Consider the following 15,107-nt stretch of genomic DNA (forward strand, 5'->3'; position numbering starts at 1 on the left):
TCAGGCCCCAGCTTCACGGGACGGCGTCCGACCCAGTCCATCGCGCGCTGGCCCCGTCCCATCGCGCGCGAGCACCCACGGAGACACCGCATGGATCATGACAAACAGCTGACCATGGATCACGGTAGGCCCTGGCCATGCTGGCGCGGAATCACTCACAGGGACTGGACCCACTCTCGCTCACCGATCGGGGGTCACGCGTACCTGAACGTCCTACAACGACAGTCGGTCGATCCATTTCTCGGCACATGAACGGCACCTAGAGTATTGCGGTGCTGACCCTCGGCGTCGACCTCGCAGCGGCGGACAAACGTACGGCGATGGCGACCATCGAATGGCTGTCGGACCGCGCAGTGGTGCGAGACGTGGCCCTCGACGTCGGCGACGCCCAGATTGTCGAGGCCAGCCAGGACGCGGACAAGGTCGGGCTGGACTGCCCACTCGGCTGGCCGGAACCCTTCGTCGCACTCGTCACGGCCCACCGGTCCGGCCACGTCTCCGTCGATGACGGCGATGCTGCGCGGTGGCGGCGTCGTCTGGCCTACCGGTTGACCGACGAGGTGGTACGCGAGACGACCGGCATCATTCCGCTCAGTGTGGCCGCGGACCGCATCGCTCATGCCGCTTTCCGGTGCGCCGGGCTGTTGGCGATGCTGGCCGCCGCCGGCCATGACGTCGACCGTTGCGGCGACGGCAAACTCGTCGAGGTCTACCCGGCTGCGGCCCTGTGCCGCTGGGGTCTGACGTACCGCGGTTACAAGGGACGGGGCCAGAAGACGCAGCATGCCGACCTCGTGACCGCGCTCTGCGCGGCCGCACCCTGGCTCGAGCTGGGTGCTTCCGAGGCGCTGTGTCGCCGCAGCCACGACGCCTTCGACGCGGTCGTCGCGGCCCTCAACGCGCGTGCCGCCGCGACAGGCAGGGCGACCCGGCCCGACGACGAGCAGCGGCAGGTCGCAGGGGTCGAGGGCTGGATCGCCCTGCCCACGGGGCCGCTCAGCGACCTTGTCGGCAGCACCGGAACCGGCGGGAGGCGCTCATGACCTCGGGGCTGAGTTGGCTGGACACGTCTCGCGAGGATCAGCAACGCATGCGCGAGTTGCTCAAGCTCTTCAGCGACACGGAGAGCCGAGACGAGCTGGGCATCGGTCAAGTCCGCGACGCGTTCAGCGACCTGCTGTTTCCCGGCACGTCGGTCCTGCAGAACCGGGCACGTTATCTATTGATCGTGCCCTGGTGCTACCAGGAGGCGCAAAAGCGTGGGCTACGTGGTGACCGCCTCACCGCGCGGGTCGACCGCAACGAGCGGAAGGTGATCGCCGCTCTGCTGCGCGGCAGCGACACGGAGGGCATGATCGGCAGGCGTGCCGGAGTCGGAGTCCGCACCCTGCCCTCGAACATCTACGCCGTTGCTCTCCAGGAGTACGGCATCCGCAGCAGTGAGGATGACACGGCACCGGACCGACGGCTGGTATCCCGGCTGGCCGAGGCTGATGAGCTGACCGAGCGGTCGCGCGGCAGCTGGCATCCGACCCTGCCCGGGGCACCGCCGAACTTTCCGCAGGAGGTCGAGGGTGGGCTGAGGTTACTCCCAGACGAGGCCCGTTGGCTGCGCGAGCGGATCATCGACGCGGTGCCCGGCACCCTGCTGGCGTACCTGCTTGAGCCCGCGCATCGCCCTGGGTCGGAGGGCGATGCGCCGTGGGACGAGCCGGTGGCGCTGGCCGCGCCGGAGCCGATCGGTTCCCTGGTTCGGGACGCGCAGCGCTTCTCGCTGGCGATGCATGGTGCGGCGCTGTTGTACAACCTGCTCGTCGCCGAGCGGTACGAGCAGGCGGGCCTGTCCGAGCATGAGGAGCCGGCGGCTCGCTACCGCGACAGCCTGTCGGAATGGAGCGGTCGGGTGTCGGCGGAGCAGAGCCTTAAGGGCTGGGATCGGTCGGGGATGTGGACGCGGCTGATCGAGAAGAATCCCCGGATCAGCACGAACGTCAAGGCCCGGCAGTTCATCGAGCGGTGGCTCGACGCGGTGACCAGCGGGGCTGCCGGCGAGGCGGCCAGCGACCCGGCCCTGCGGGATCTCGTCGGCGAGCGGGAGCGGTCGGTGAAGAAGGGCCAGTCGCGGTTGGTCAACGACAAGTTGTTGCGTACGTGGAGTGGCGCGTCGGGCAGTCGCCGGCTGGTGTTCCGTTGGCCGCAGGTTCGCCGGATCCTCGCCGACATCCACGACGGTTGCGCTACTGGTCCTTCGGAGGCTGCCGGTGCTCGCGCCTGACTCCCGCGCGCTGCTGCTCGACTCGTTGCGCCCACCGCCGGGGGCGCGGTTGTGCCGGGCGGTGGCGTTGACTTTCACCCTGGATCTGGAGAGCCTGCTGGTCGCACCGTTGGCGTTCGCCGCGCATGGCCTGCGGGAGTCGGCGGACCCGATCGCGGTCATGGAGGGTGTACGGCGCTGCGCGGACCGGATCGACGTGTTCTGTCAGGCGGGGCAGATCGTGGTGCCGTCAGGGGCGTCGGCGCTGTTGGCGTTCGTCGAGCCGATGGTGCATCAGGTGCGCCGGCCCAGGCCGGGTCACCTGTTCCACCCCAAGCTGTGGGTGCTGCGGTTCCGCGACGACACGACCGGAGAGGTGTCGCTGCGGCTGCTGGTGCTCAGCCGCAATCTGACCAGGGGTCGCAGCTGGGACGTGTGCCTTCGGTTGGATGGTGTGCCCGGCACCCGCCTGAGAAAGGACAACCGGCCTCTGGCCGATCTTCTGCGGCATGCGGTGCGGCTGGCGGTCACGCCGCTACCGGCCGCTCGGCACGCGGCGATCGAGGCGCTGTGCGAGGACCTGCGTCGCGCCGATTGGGAACCACTCGAGGATGCTCAGGGGATCGTCTTTCACGCCCTGGGGGTGCCTGGTAGCCGCCCGCCGGATTTCGCGGGGACTCGGCACCTGGTCATCTCGCCGTTCTGCACGCCGGGTGGCCTGAACCGGTGCGCGCCCAGCGGGGCGCTGTCGGTGGTGAGCCGGCAGGAGGCGCTCGACCGTCTGCCCGAGGAGAGCCTGGCCGGTTCCGAGGCGTTCGTGGTCAGCGCCTTGGCCGGTCTGCCCGCCGAGGAGGCGCCGCCGGGTCAGGAGGTGCTGCACGGGCTGCACGCGAAGGTGTACGTCGTGGAGAAGGGCCACCAGGCGCGGGTCCTGCTCGGCTCGGCGAACGCCACCGACGCGGCGTTCGGCGGCAACGTCGAGCTGCTGGTGGAGCTGATCGGCAGCCGGAACCGGTGGGGGATCAACGCCCTCCTCGGTCCCGACGCCGGTTTCCGGGAGATCCTCGAACGGCACGAACGCCAGGACGTCACCGAGCCGGAACCCGACACCGGTTTCCTGCGTGACCTCATCCGGGACATCGCTGCCATACCAATGTCGGCTACCGTCACGACCTCGGCCGGCGGCTACGAGATCCGGCTCGACTCGCAGGAAGCCGTTCCGAAGGTGACGGGCGTGCGGATCACCGCGCAGTTGCACACCCGCCGTGGGGAAGCTGTACCGCTGGTTCCGGGCCAACGGGTGTCCGCGGTGTTCGCCGGGCTCGCGTTGGCCGACATCACCCCGTTCGTCCTGGTGGTCGCCGAAGACGGCACGGGTCGGGAGCAGACCGTCGTCCTCGCCACTCTGATCGGTGACCCCGCCCATCGGCTCGACCACGTCCTCGCCCAGCAGATCGACACGCCGGAGAAGTTCCTGCGGTTCCTGCTGTTGATGCTCGGTCTCGGCACCGAGGCTGCCGCCGCCGTGACCGGCGACGCCGGCGGGCAGGGCATCTGGCGTACCGGCGGCACCGGCATCCTCGAACTGCTGCTCAACGCTCTCGTGGACCGCCCGGAGCAGCTCGACGACCTGGCCCGGTTGGTCGCCCGTATCGAAGCCGACGGCGACAGCAGGCGGCTGCTGCCGCCCGGCTTCACCGAGCTGTGGCGGGTCATCAACCAGGCACGGGACGCGAGCGCAGAGGCGGTGGGCCGGTGAAGCGGTACGACGCGGGGCCGGTCATGGCCGGCCTGAAGGACTTCCAGCGCGCCACCGTCGCGCATGTCGTCGACCGGTACTTCGGTGCCGACCCGACCCGCCGGTTCCTCGTCGCCGACGAGACCGGACTCGGCAAGAGCGTCGTCGCCCGGGGCGTCATCGCCCAAACCCTGCAACGGCTGCAGGACGACGACAGCGTGGAACGGGTCGACGTTATCTACGTCTGCTCCAACCAGGACGTTGCCCGGCAGAACATCGACCGGCTGCGGGTCACCGCCGACAAGACCGTCACCCTGTCCAGCCGGCTCACCCTGCTCGCCAAGCACGCACATCGCCTCAACGCGGCGACCGCCACCACCGGCAAGCCGATCAATCTGATCGCGTTCACCCCGGGCACCTCCTTCGACCAGGGCTGGCGGACCGGTGCCGTAGAGGAGCGGGCGCTGATCTTCCTGCTCCTCGAACAGGCCCACTCGTGGGACGGCTGGCGAACCCGAGCCGCGCTACGCGCGTTGCAGGCGACCGTCGCCACCCCTGAACGCTTCGAGGAGCAGTGCAACAAGCTCTGGGAACAGCTCGAAGGAGAGATCGACCCGACGATCGCCGAGGGGTTCCTGCGTCGTGCCCGCCACGACGGCCTGCTCGACGAGTTCGACGCGCTACTCGACGGCATCGGTCGACGCCCCGCCCTGCCCGACGCGCTGCGGGAGAAGGCCCGCACACTCACCGGTGCCCTGCGAACGGCGCTGGCCACCGCCGGCGTCGAGGTCCTCGACCCGGACCTGGTCATCCTCGACGAGTTCCAGCGCTTCCGGGAGCTCCTCGACCCGGACGGTGGCGACAGCGCTGAACTCGCCCGGCACCTGTTCGACCATCGAGCCGCCCGGGTGCTGCTGCTGTCGGCCACCCCGTACAAACCGTTCACCTTCGCCGAGGAAACCGGCGCCGGCGAGGACCACTACCGCGACTTCCGGCAGGTCCTACGCTTCCTCACCGACGACGAGCCCTGGCACGCCGACGTGACGAAGGCCTTCGAGGCGTACCGGGACGCCCTGGTACGCGGCGAACCCTGCGGGGACCTGCGCGACTGGCTGCGCACTCTGTTGTTGCGGGTCATGTGCCGCACCGAACGGCCCGCGCTGGGCCAGGACGGGATGCTGAGCGAACACCTCGACCTCGCCGACGACCTCGACACCCGTGACGTGCGCGGCTACGTGGCGATGCGCCGGGTCGCCGACGTTGTCGGCGCACGGATGTCGGTCGAGTACTGGAAGTCCGCCCCCTACTTCCTGAACTTCCTCGACGGCTACCAACTCGGCGACAAGGTCCGAAAAGCACTCGACGGCAAACCGGACCCCGACGTCACCGCGCTGCTGGCCACCGCGCAACTACTCGACGCCGACACGATCAACCGACGAGAACCCGTCGATCTCGGCAACGGCCGGCTACGGCGACTCGCCGCGGACACCGTCGACCGGGGCTGGTGGCGACTGCTGTGGCTGCCCCCGTCCCTGCCCTACCACACCCTCGACGAACCGTTCACCACCGCAGCGGCCGAAGGCATCACCAAGCGGCTGCTGTTCTCCTCCTGGAACGCCACCCCCACCGCGGTGGCCGGACTACTCAGCTACGAAGCCGAACGCAAGCTCGGCGGCCACGGAAAGGAAAGCCGGCACCTCGACTACCGCACCGAACACAACCGCCCAGCGGCCATGAGCGTCCTGGCAATCTTCTGGCCCCATCCCGCCCTGGCCACACTGTGCGACCCACTGGCACTAGCCCGGCAGCGACCGGACGAGACCACACCGCTGGCCGTGTTCGAACGAGAGGTGCGGGAAAGGCTGCTCGCTCACTCCTCCACCGATACGGCGGCCACCGACGCGACCCCCGCCGAGCCGTGGGAACTGGTCTTCCGGTGGCCCGGCGCCGACCCCGGCTGCGATGACGCCGCTGCCGCCCTGGGTACCTCCGCCGACGACGACGCAACAGCCACCGGCCTGGACCGGCACGTAGAGCGAGCCCGTGAGCTGGCCACCAACACCCACTACCCCGCAGCAGGCCACCTCCACGGTCTGCTCGGCAGCGTCGCGGCGATCGGCATGCACGCGCCGGGCAACATCGCCTGGCGGGCACTGTCCCGACTCATCCACCCCGACGACGCAGTCACCTCCGCAGGGCACTGGCGCGCCGCAGCGGTACTGGCCAACGGGCTGCGGTCCCTGTTCAACCGGCCCGAATCCGCCCAACTGCTCGACAGCCTGTCCATGGGCCCGGTCTACTGGCAGGCAGTGCTGCGCTACTGCGCCGCCGGTGATCTGCAGGCCGTCCTCGACGAGCACCTGCACACCCTACGCAGCGGTACCGCCGACACTCGCCTCGACGACGAGAAACTCTGTAGACTCGCCGACGAGGCGCGGCTGGCGATCGCCAGCCGACCGTCAACGTACGAAGCCTTCAACCCGCACCACCCCGCCGAGCGGATCAAACTGCCCGGCCGGTTTGCGCTGCGCTACGGCGGCCGTGGCGAAGAACAATCCCAGGCCGACCGAAAAGCAGTCGTACGCCGAGCCTTCAACAGCCCCTTCTGGCCGCTCGTCGTCGCCACCACCAGCGCCGGCCAGGAAGGCATCGACTTCCACCAGTGGTGCTCCGCCGTCGTGCACTGGAACACCCCCGCCAACCCCGTCGACTTCGAACAACGCGAAGGCCGCGTCCACCGCTTCGGCGGACACGCCGTACGCCGCAACGTCGCCGCCGCACACCGTGCGGAGGCCCTGCGCTCGCCCGAACCGGACGTGTGGAAAGCCCTCTACGACGCGGCACAAGCAGAATCCGGGGAACTGGGCGACTTCGCGCCGTACTGGGTGTTTCCCGGGCCGGCGAAGATCGAACGACACGTCCTGCCCTACCCACTCAGCCGCGACCAGGCAAAACTCGACCGGCTCAAGTCGGACCTGGCGACATACCGACTGGCGTTCGGCCAACCACGGCAGGAAGACCTGCTGAACCTGCTCCGACGACGCACCACTGACCCGGCCGGAGCACCCGACATCCTGGACCTGCGACCGGCTGTGGAAAGGAAACCTGAGTGACAGACCAGCAGCCTGGCAGCTCATCCTCACCGCAGCCCGCCAACTGGCGAACCGCGAGCCCACCTTCAGCCGAACGGAGCTGATCACTCAGGTCCAACGATTCGAGCCGACGCGGCGTTCCGATCATCCAAGGAATGACCCGGGACACCACCGGCGGCCCACCAAGCCCGTGCGGAACCCCGCTCATCCGCCTCAGCCAAGGTCAGTACACGCTCGAGCGCAACAGCCAACGACCCCCTTCCCCCGCACCTCAGCAGCCAGCGGTCCCGGCCGAACGCCCACAAGGGCACCTCTTCGGATTTCCGGTACGGTGAAGCCGATCATGCCGTCGCCGGAGCTGGTTTCCCTTTTGTGGCATGAGATCTCGCCGCAGCTTCCCGTCACGCTCGACCGAGACGGCCCGCGGCCGGACTGTAGACTCGGGCACCGGCTCGCGCGGCCGGCAGGAGGTGAAGGCGTCCGTGAAGCCATCGGTTGTGAGTGAACCAGGCGCCGCCGCGTGAGCATCTACGGCCTGATCAAGGTTGGCCCGTACACGGTGGCACGCATCGAAGAGGGCGAAAAGGGGCTCCTACTGGCGATTCTGCGCGACGACGCCATGATCGAGCCCGACGATGACGACTTCGCCGAGATCGCCTTTCGCATGCCCGGGCACCAGGTCGCAGACCGGCTCGACGTGATCGGCGTCGACCAGGCCACTGTGTTCGACGTATTGCGGGAAGCCGTCGAGTTCAAGAAGCAGTGGAACGCCAAGAACCCGAGGCAAATGGAGCTGACGGACCCACAAAGGACCAAGCGCAATCTCCTCGACGGTCTCGATGGTCCCACCTGGGTCGAGGCGACTCGCGCCGCTGCGATGGCTAGCGACCCTCACGGCCTCTTCAGTGACCACCAGACTGATGTTGATTGGCTCCTAGATTTACTCGGCTACCTGGACTACCGCTTTGCGTTACGGCTCGGGCTCTTGGCGTTCCCCGACGAGCAGGTAACGGTAACCCTCACCGACCGCGGTGAAGGATGGCTGGACGAACGAACGGAGACGATAGCGTCCCACTCCCTGCGTGTTATGCAGGTGCTGGGCTCCACCTACTCGCCCACTGTCGTGCTCACCGAAGGCCGCACCGACGCCGAGTTCCTCAGCGACGCGATGTCGATCTTGTACCCACACTTGACCGATCTGGTGCGGTTCTTGAACTTCGAGACCCGGCCGGACGCGAGCGCGTCGGCGCTGGTGAAGTCGATCAAGTCGTTCGCCGCAGCCGGGATCACCAACCGGATCGTCGCCCTTTTTGACAACGACTCCGCAGCGGCCGACGCCAGACGCGGACTCGACAAGGTACCGCTGCCAGAGAACATAATCGTAGACCGCTATCCCGACCTCCACCTGGCCCGCGACTATCCCACCCTCGGCCCACCCAGCAGCGATGCCCCGAACGGGGTTCTCGCCGCCGCCGACGTCAACGGGCTCGCCGGCAGCATTGAGCTCTACCTAGGTCATGACGTGCTGAAGGATGCGGACGGTAACCTGCGCCCAGTGCAGTGGACGTCGTTCCTGCCTGGCGTGCAGCGCTACCAGGGCGAGGTGATTGGCAAGGCGGCCGTTCAGCAGACGTACCGGGCCAAGGTCGCGGCGGCCCGACGCAATGAGGGCCGACCCCTGCGTGGCCAGGACTGGTCGGGGCTCAACCTGATCCTGCGCCGAATCATCCACGCGCACAACGAGGCGACCTGAGGGCCACCGCGCCGCCATGGACAGGACCAGGGTGACCGAGACGACCGCCGTGGAGATAGCCTTGCGGCGCCGGCGCTCGCGGGCTCGCCAAATGCCGGCCAGCGGTGTCGATCGGTCCTGCTTGCCCCTGAGCGTATCGAGGAACAGCGCTTGGGGCGTCCACCACACTGGCGTCATGGCCCAACCCATGACAGACCTCCCCCGCGTCTACGTCACGGTGCCTGGCGTCGAAGACCTGAGGAGCGTGATCATCATGTTGCGCGGCGCTGGCGCCAAGATCACCGGCCGACGACGGGAATTCGTGGTCGAGGGCCCGTTGACGGGGGCGCAGGCCGCTGCGACTTGGCAGCTCGCCGAGCAACTTGACAGCGGCGACGGCGACCGGCTCGATGTCCGGGTCGACCCGCCGGGCGATATTGAGGCGGCGCTAGATGTCATATGCCCGGGTGGCTGGGCGGCTGACAGCTTCTCCCGCCCCGAGGAGAGCTGGAGCAGCCCGGATCGCTGGTGGAAAGAGCAGCAGCAGCTTCATCTTCAGCGGAGGCGTCAAAGCTAAGGAGATCTGCCTGCTCGGACTGAATCAAACCCCGCCCTCCCTCTTCAGGCGGAGCCGACAATGGCGCCCCCCGGGTACGTCGGCAGAGCCTGTTTGCGCGGCACAACCATCGGGCGAAGGCCTTGGTAGAGGGCGGCGCGATCGGCGTCGGACAACCTAAGCAGGGCACGCCTGAGGTAGACACTCCATGCGTGCGGCTTGGGAAAGGCGTCCAGCTTTTCAACAACGGCTGCAACTCCAGACCACCTGGATAGGGCACCACGCCATCAATCTGTAGGTTGCATGCGGAGAAAAACTGACGCCCGGCGATTTCTATCGGATGGTCCAACCGGCGTACTGCCGTCGCGGCGGTAGCTGCGCCGATCACGCGGCCCCGATCGCGCATAGGGTTGCCCCAGGCACCACGGGACGCGTAGAGGAACAAGCCATCGCCCGGCGCGAGCCGCGCGACCTCGGCTCGTGGTGTTGCCGGTACGCCATCCGATGCTCGTGCAGCACCCAGCGGATGGCGTCACGTTCGCCGAGCGCGACCAGGTATGAGTCACTCACGCCGCACCCCCGCCAGACCCATCAACGGATCCTGGCTGCGTTCAGCCGGAGCACGCTGGCGTTGGACCCGATCTAATCGCTGGCGTTACCGCCTGGGCTTCAGGAAAACGAAGATCGCGATTAGCGCGGCGGCGAGGGCGCCCAGAATCCAAGCACCGAGGGTAAAGAGCATGTCCCGGGTAGCGGGGAAGATCAGGAGGATGACGAGGGCGATCAGGAGCCCTCGGAGCGGTGAGGGCTTCCTCTTCTCACCTTCCCTCCCCGCTCCGCTCACTCGAGCAGCTCCTCAATGGAGTGTCCACCCTCGTCGGCAAGCCGGAAGCGCCGACGCCGCAGCCGACTTGTCACGCTGGCGGCGAATGTCACGCCGTGCGCAAGCGGATGCATGGTCGGAAGCGTAGCCCCACGACCCTGGGCGAAGAAAATCCGATAGACCTAGCGGCGATGCCGTCGAGGGCAGCGCGGTGGGCACCCCGCCGCCTACGACCAGCCGCTTGACGCCATCCCCCATGGCCTTCTGCCCACGAGCGGATTTGCCGGCGAGGGGCGCCGCCGTCCCTGCACCTGCTCCCCCCTTCTCTATGGACTGACTGCTTGACGGTCAGCCAACCAGCCCGCACTATTGAAGGATATCTCGCCCTTAAGGCAGGAGAGGCTGATGCCGGGAGTGCAAGCGAACTTCGAGTGGCGACGGCTGGGCACCGCGACCATGATCGCCGACAAGGTGACATTTCCGAGCGGCCCGGCCGTGCCCGGCGTGTGGCGGGTGAGCGTAGGTCCACACGCCCACCATGGAGCCGCCAAAGATCTGCGGGCGGCGATGTACGCGTTGACCACTCCCGGCCCGACCCAGAGCACCAATCAACGGGTCAACGACGCCGCTCGAGGTGGCCTCACCCGCAGTCAGCTCGTGGTCGTAGACGTGATCACCAGCGCCCAAGTCAACATCCACGGGAAGCAGGTGCCGCTCAACCTGGAGCCGGACGACAACCGAGCGTTCATCAAGGCCGCCGCGATCCTGGCCGCTGGTAATCCGGATCCCGACCCCGGCTCCGCGAACTACCGGAGGGCACTGGTCGCCGCACAGCGAACCGTCACCGCCCTTGCGGGCACCGACATGATGGGGGCAGACACAAACGGCAAGCCGACCGAGCCCGACAAGCGTGACGTGAAGCTGATGCGCGAGGCAGTGGTCACGCTCACCGCCCTCGTCACCGAACACGATCGATACTGGCCGAACAGGTGGGGGCATGAGGGCAATCCCCCCGGCTCGCGGTAGCAGACGGCGGAGTGACGCGCACGTTCATCAGGCGGTCCTGGCGTAGTCGGAGAAGGGTCTTCGCCCTCGCCGAATATCAATGGCACGTCGTATACCGACAGGTCCGGCCTGGGCCGCGCGTACCGGACGCAGTGACGCCACCGGTGGTGCTCGTAGGCGGTGTCCACCTGAGTCCTACCGCGGCTCCGGTCTCTGACCGTGCAGGCGATAGGCGATTGCGCACCGTCTGCACGTCGAGGTCATGCTGCATGCCGTTGACAGTGAGCTCCACCGCACCCACTTTTCTGTGACGGGACTATCGCCTCAACCGGTCCAACCGCGTTCGCTCGCCTACATACATTGATAGCAAGTTCTGTATATGTAAGTTCATCAATTGCATACACTCCACAACGGAAGGACGCTGCTCGTTGCCTCAGCTACACAGGTTGCTGCCCAGAGTCGCTGCGCATCTCCCGTCGGAGGTGCGCGAGTGGGACCTGCCGGCGCGGGTAAGCAGCAGCGGCGTGCTGCGCCTTCTGATTCTCCGTCGTGGCGACGACCATGCGGCGATCCTCCAGTCGGCGGATGCGATGCTTGCGGACCTGAACGCCGTTCCGTCGGAACTGGTCCCCGCACAAGTGATCGCGGTCTGGCGGCTGGCCGCCGTGCTCGACGCGGTTGCCGTGGCACGCTGTCGCGGTGAGTTGTTGATGGCGTGGAGTTGGCTGGTGCGCGGCCTTGGCGGTGAAGCAGAGTTACCGGCTTCTCATTACACGACCGAGGGTCTTAACCTTCTCATCGAAGAAAGCCGTCACGGCGAGGTGACATCACAGGACATCCTCGCGGGCGTCGCTGAGCATCTGTTCGATCTGGCGACGAACTTCGGCTATCTGCCGGAACTGATGGACAGCCATGGCGAGCTTATAGGGGCGACCCTGCTGCTCAGCGAGCCTTCAGAGGCTGCGCTCGCTGCGGCTCCCATGGCGCTGACTTGGGCGCGGCAGCGGGGCAATCAGAAACTGGCGACCTTGACAGCGCAGTGGTGCGTCGCCGCAGCCGGAAAACCGGACGCGGACCCTGTCGTCGCTGCAAGGCTGCTCCACGCTGCGGCATTGACCTTGCCAGACGCCGCCTCCCGTCGCCAAGTGATCAACAACCTACTCGGCTCGCTACCTAGCGACGCGCCGGGACTGCTGCGGCTCCAACTGCTCGTCGACAGCGTCGAGGGCGACTTCGACTTGGTCAGCACGCGCCTTCCAATACTCCTCGACCACATGCCCCGACTTTGGGCGGAGCACCCCGACGATGTCGTACCCCTGCTGAGGGAACACTTCTTCAGAGCGCTCGGTCCGGTCATCACGGTGCTTGCCGAGCATGGCCGCGTCGGCGACTGCGTACGGCTGCTGCGGGCCTGGAACGGTCAGCCACCTGGTCGGCCGGCAGACCCAGTCGAGGACGCGGTGCTGCTCGTCATCGACCAGCCGGATGGGATGCGGTGGTCCTGGAGCGGCGGTTCCACTCTTATGCCTTTGGGGATGAGTCTCGCGAAGCTGACCGACACGATGAACGCGGCGCTCGGCACCTCGTACCAAGTTGTCGGCGGTGGCAAGCGCCAGCTGCGCGCCGCGCGTGACCATCTCGATTCTGCTGCCAGCGCAGCGTTTGCCGCTGCCTGTCGCCGCTATTTCCGAGTGGACCTGCCAGAACCGGCTAGAACTGCAGTCTCGGCACGGTCGCTGGCGATCTTTCTACCCGGTACACGCATACCTCACCAGGCCTTCATCCTGCCACGTTGGATACCCCCGATGCTATGGGCTAGTCTGAACTCGCCGCTGCCCGACCGGTGGCTCGACCGAGTCGTGCTCCTCGAGGGTGACACCGACCTCGCCTGCACCGAGGCTAGCCTCGTCACCGCCCTGCTCTCGCAGCTGGGATGTCAGGTCGAGCGGGTCGCCGCGTCCGAGGTGACGCCCGCACGGTTCGAAGCGGCCTACACCGATGCGAGCGCGGACGCCATCTGGCTGATCGGCCACGGGCGGTCGCCCATGTTCCAGCCGCAGCATTCACACCTCGCTTTGCCCGGCGGCGACACCGTGGGCATCGATCTTCTGCTCCGCCGCCCACCCGCACCTTTCCGACGTCGGCTGCTCGTTCTCAACGTCTGTGAGGGAGCAGTCACTGCGGTCACAGGCGGCCCTTCCCGGCGTGGACTTGCCGGCGCAGCCGCAGACGCCTCGCAGGCCGTCATGGCCCACCAATGGGAGATCAACGAGCGTGCCGCAGCCTGCTTCGGTGTGCTACTTGCCGCATCGCTGCTGGATCACCCGGACGACTACCGGGCTGGCTTTGGTGCCGCCATGGCTCGGTTCCGGCGGCCCTGGGCTGAAATCGAGCAGCTATTGCTGGATCGCGGGTGTCCTCCGGCAGAGGTGGAGCGACTCTCACCGGTCGTGGACTTTGCCGATCAGTTCTTTCACTATGCAGCGCCCGCGCTCTTCGCCTGATGCCAGCTTTCAGTCTCGTCCGCGCTGGTGGTGTAGGTGATGTTCCCCGGGTTTGGCGGAGTCGTCGTGGTTGGTTTCATGCCACGGATAGGGACATCGGTCGGACTCTCTCATACTCGATTGGGCTGAGCATGCCCAGTGAGCTGTGGCGGCGTTGCCGGTTGTGGAAGATCTCGAGGTACTCGAAGATCGCGTTGGCCAACTCGATCCGGGTGCGCCACCGCTGTCGATCGAGCAGTTCGGTCTGCATGCGGCCCCAGAACGACTCCATCATGCCGTTGTCGAAGCAGTCGCCGATCGAGCCCATCGACGGTGCGAGCCCGGCGTCGTGGACCCGGCGGGTGAAGGTCCAGGAGGTGTACTGAACTCCGTGATCCGAGTGGATGACCGTGCCCGGCTGCGGTTGCCGGTTGTTGATCGCCATGCCGCGCGTTGGTGACCAGAGTGGCGGTCTGCGTGGCATCGATCGACCAGCCGACGACCTTCCACGAGTAGGTGTCCAGCACGACCGCGCAGTAGACCTTGCCCTCCCTGGTCGGGTGCTCGGTGATGTCGGTGGCCCAGAGCCGGTTGGGCTCCACCCGGCGGAAGTCGCGGTTGACCAGGTCCGCCGCGGTCGGAGTTTGATGCTTCGGCCGGGGACGCCGGCGGTGGGGAAGGCCTTTGATCCCAGCCCGCCGCATCAACATCTCCACCGCGTTGTGGCCGACAACGATCCCCTGCCCGAGCCGCAGCTCCGCGTGGACCCTGCCTGCGCCGTACACGCCTCGCGACGCGACGTGGACCGCGCGGATCCGTTCGATCAGCCAGGCGTGCCGCAACGCCCGCGCCGACAGCGGCCGGCCGAGCCAGGCGTAGTAGCCCGACACGGAAACCCTCAAGACGCGGCAACACACGTTCACCGGCAACCCCTCAGCGGCCATCTGCTTGATGGCCGCGTACCGCTCTTTTGGGGGCACCGCCTCCTTGAGCAACTCCGCGGCACGACGGTGGACCGCGACTTCGGTCTCCAACTCGGCGATACGACGCCGCGCGGCGACCAACTCGACCTGGTCCCCCGACGTGATCCCGGGCAGCTGCCCGGTGTCGATCAACTCCTGCCGGCGCCAGGTATAGATGGTTTGGTCACTGATCTGCAGGTCCCGGACCAGGTCGGCCACCGATCGGCCGGCCTTCAGGAGATCAAGGACCTTGCGGCGAAACTCGGGTGGGTAACTCCTCGGCACGTCACTCCTCAACGAGCGAAACGCACGAAAGTCAACTAAACCGACTCCACCGAACCCGGGGAACATCAACCGCTCCATCAAAGCGGGGGGAACTCAATGCAGCGGGGCGAAGCCCCACTGGACCAGCAGCTTCATCGCTAACGTCCACACAGGATCACCAGGTCAGCCCCAGTCTTA

At 67.2% G+C, this 15,107-nt stretch carries 9 protein-coding genes; 8 read left to right on the forward strand and 1 reads right to left on the reverse strand.

Features of this window, described 5'->3' with window-relative positions; translation table 11 throughout:
* Positions 1–272 precede the first annotated feature (272 nt).
* The 8 genes from LPA42_RS19720 to LPA42_RS19755 all read left to right on the forward strand — a co-directional run bounded on the left by LPA42_RS19720 (position 273) and on the right by LPA42_RS19755 (position 13,704).
* On the forward strand, positions 273–1,043 hold the full coding sequence (locus tag LPA42_RS19720) for a DUF429 domain-containing protein (RefSeq protein WP_077936298.1): 771 nt from the start codon (positions 273–275) through the stop codon (positions 1,041–1,043).
* On the forward strand, positions 1,040–2,275 hold the full coding sequence (locus LPA42_RS19725) for a DUF6361 family protein (protein ID WP_077936297.1): 1,236 nt from the start codon (positions 1,040–1,042) through the stop codon (positions 2,273–2,275). The genes LPA42_RS19720 and LPA42_RS19725 overlap by 4 nt, the downstream gene beginning before the upstream one ends.
* A gap of 109 nt (positions 2,276–2,384) precedes the next feature.
* The gene (locus LPA42_RS19730) at positions 2,385–4,013 is read left to right on the forward strand and encodes a phospholipase D family protein (RefSeq protein WP_228986751.1); all 1,629 of its coding nucleotides are present in this window, start codon (positions 2,385–2,387) and stop codon (positions 4,011–4,013) included.
* Positions 4,010–7,105, forward strand: a complete 3,096-nt coding sequence (locus LPA42_RS34540; RefSeq protein ID WP_077936295.1) for a helicase C-terminal domain-containing protein — start codon at positions 4,010–4,012, stop codon at positions 7,103–7,105. The genes LPA42_RS19730 and LPA42_RS34540 overlap by 4 nt, the downstream gene beginning before the upstream one ends.
* 499 nt (positions 7,106–7,604) lie before the next feature.
* On the forward strand, positions 7,605–8,837 hold the full coding sequence (locus tag LPA42_RS19740; protein WP_077936294.1) for a hypothetical protein: 1,233 nt from the start codon (positions 7,605–7,607) through the stop codon (positions 8,835–8,837).
* 175 nt (positions 8,838–9,012) lie between these two features.
* The gene (locus tag LPA42_RS19745; protein ID WP_144082550.1) at positions 9,013–9,393 is read left to right on the forward strand and encodes a hypothetical protein; all 381 of its coding nucleotides are present in this window, start codon (positions 9,013–9,015) and stop codon (positions 9,391–9,393) included.
* A 1,207-nt stretch (positions 9,394–10,600) separates the two neighbouring features.
* Positions 10,601–11,221, forward strand: a complete 621-nt coding sequence (locus LPA42_RS19750) for a hypothetical protein (RefSeq protein ID WP_158229379.1) — start codon at positions 10,601–10,603, stop codon at positions 11,219–11,221.
* Positions 11,222–11,682: 461 nt separating this feature from the next.
* The gene (locus tag LPA42_RS19755; RefSeq protein ID WP_077936290.1) at positions 11,683–13,704 is read left to right on the forward strand and encodes a CHAT domain-containing protein; all 2,022 of its coding nucleotides are present in this window, start codon (positions 11,683–11,685) and stop codon (positions 13,702–13,704) included.
* Positions 13,705–13,780: 76 nt separating this feature from the next.
* Here the strand turns inward: LPA42_RS19755 and LPA42_RS19760 are convergent.
* Positions 13,781–14,930, reverse strand: a protein-coding gene (locus LPA42_RS19760; protein WP_096761586.1) for an IS3 family transposase whose coding sequence is annotated in 2 segments (ribosomal slippage) — positions 13,781–14,132 and positions 14,131–14,930 — 1,152 coding nt in all. Because the reading frame shifts where the segments join, the coding sequence is not laid out codon by codon here.
* Positions 14,931–15,107 lie beyond the last annotated feature (177 nt).

It is taken from the genome of Micromonospora sp. DH13 (assembly GCF_020873825.1).
Classification (GTDB): domain Bacteria; phylum Actinomycetota; class Actinomycetes; order Mycobacteriales; family Micromonosporaceae; genus Micromonospora; species Micromonospora haikouensis.

Excerpts from the sequence above, each read along its gene's own strand:
- LPA42_RS19750 (WP_158229379.1), top strand. The coding sequence starts at position 10,601 with ATGCCGGGAGTGCAAGCGAACTTCGAGTGGCGACGGCTGGGCACCGCG.
- LPA42_RS19745 (WP_144082550.1), top strand. The coding sequence starts at position 9,013 with ATGGCCCAACCCATGACAGACCTCCCCCGCGTCTACGTCACGGTGCCT.
- LPA42_RS19725 (WP_077936297.1), top strand. The coding sequence starts at position 1,040 with ATGACCTCGGGGCTGAGTTGGCTGGACACGTCTCGCGAGGATCAGCAA.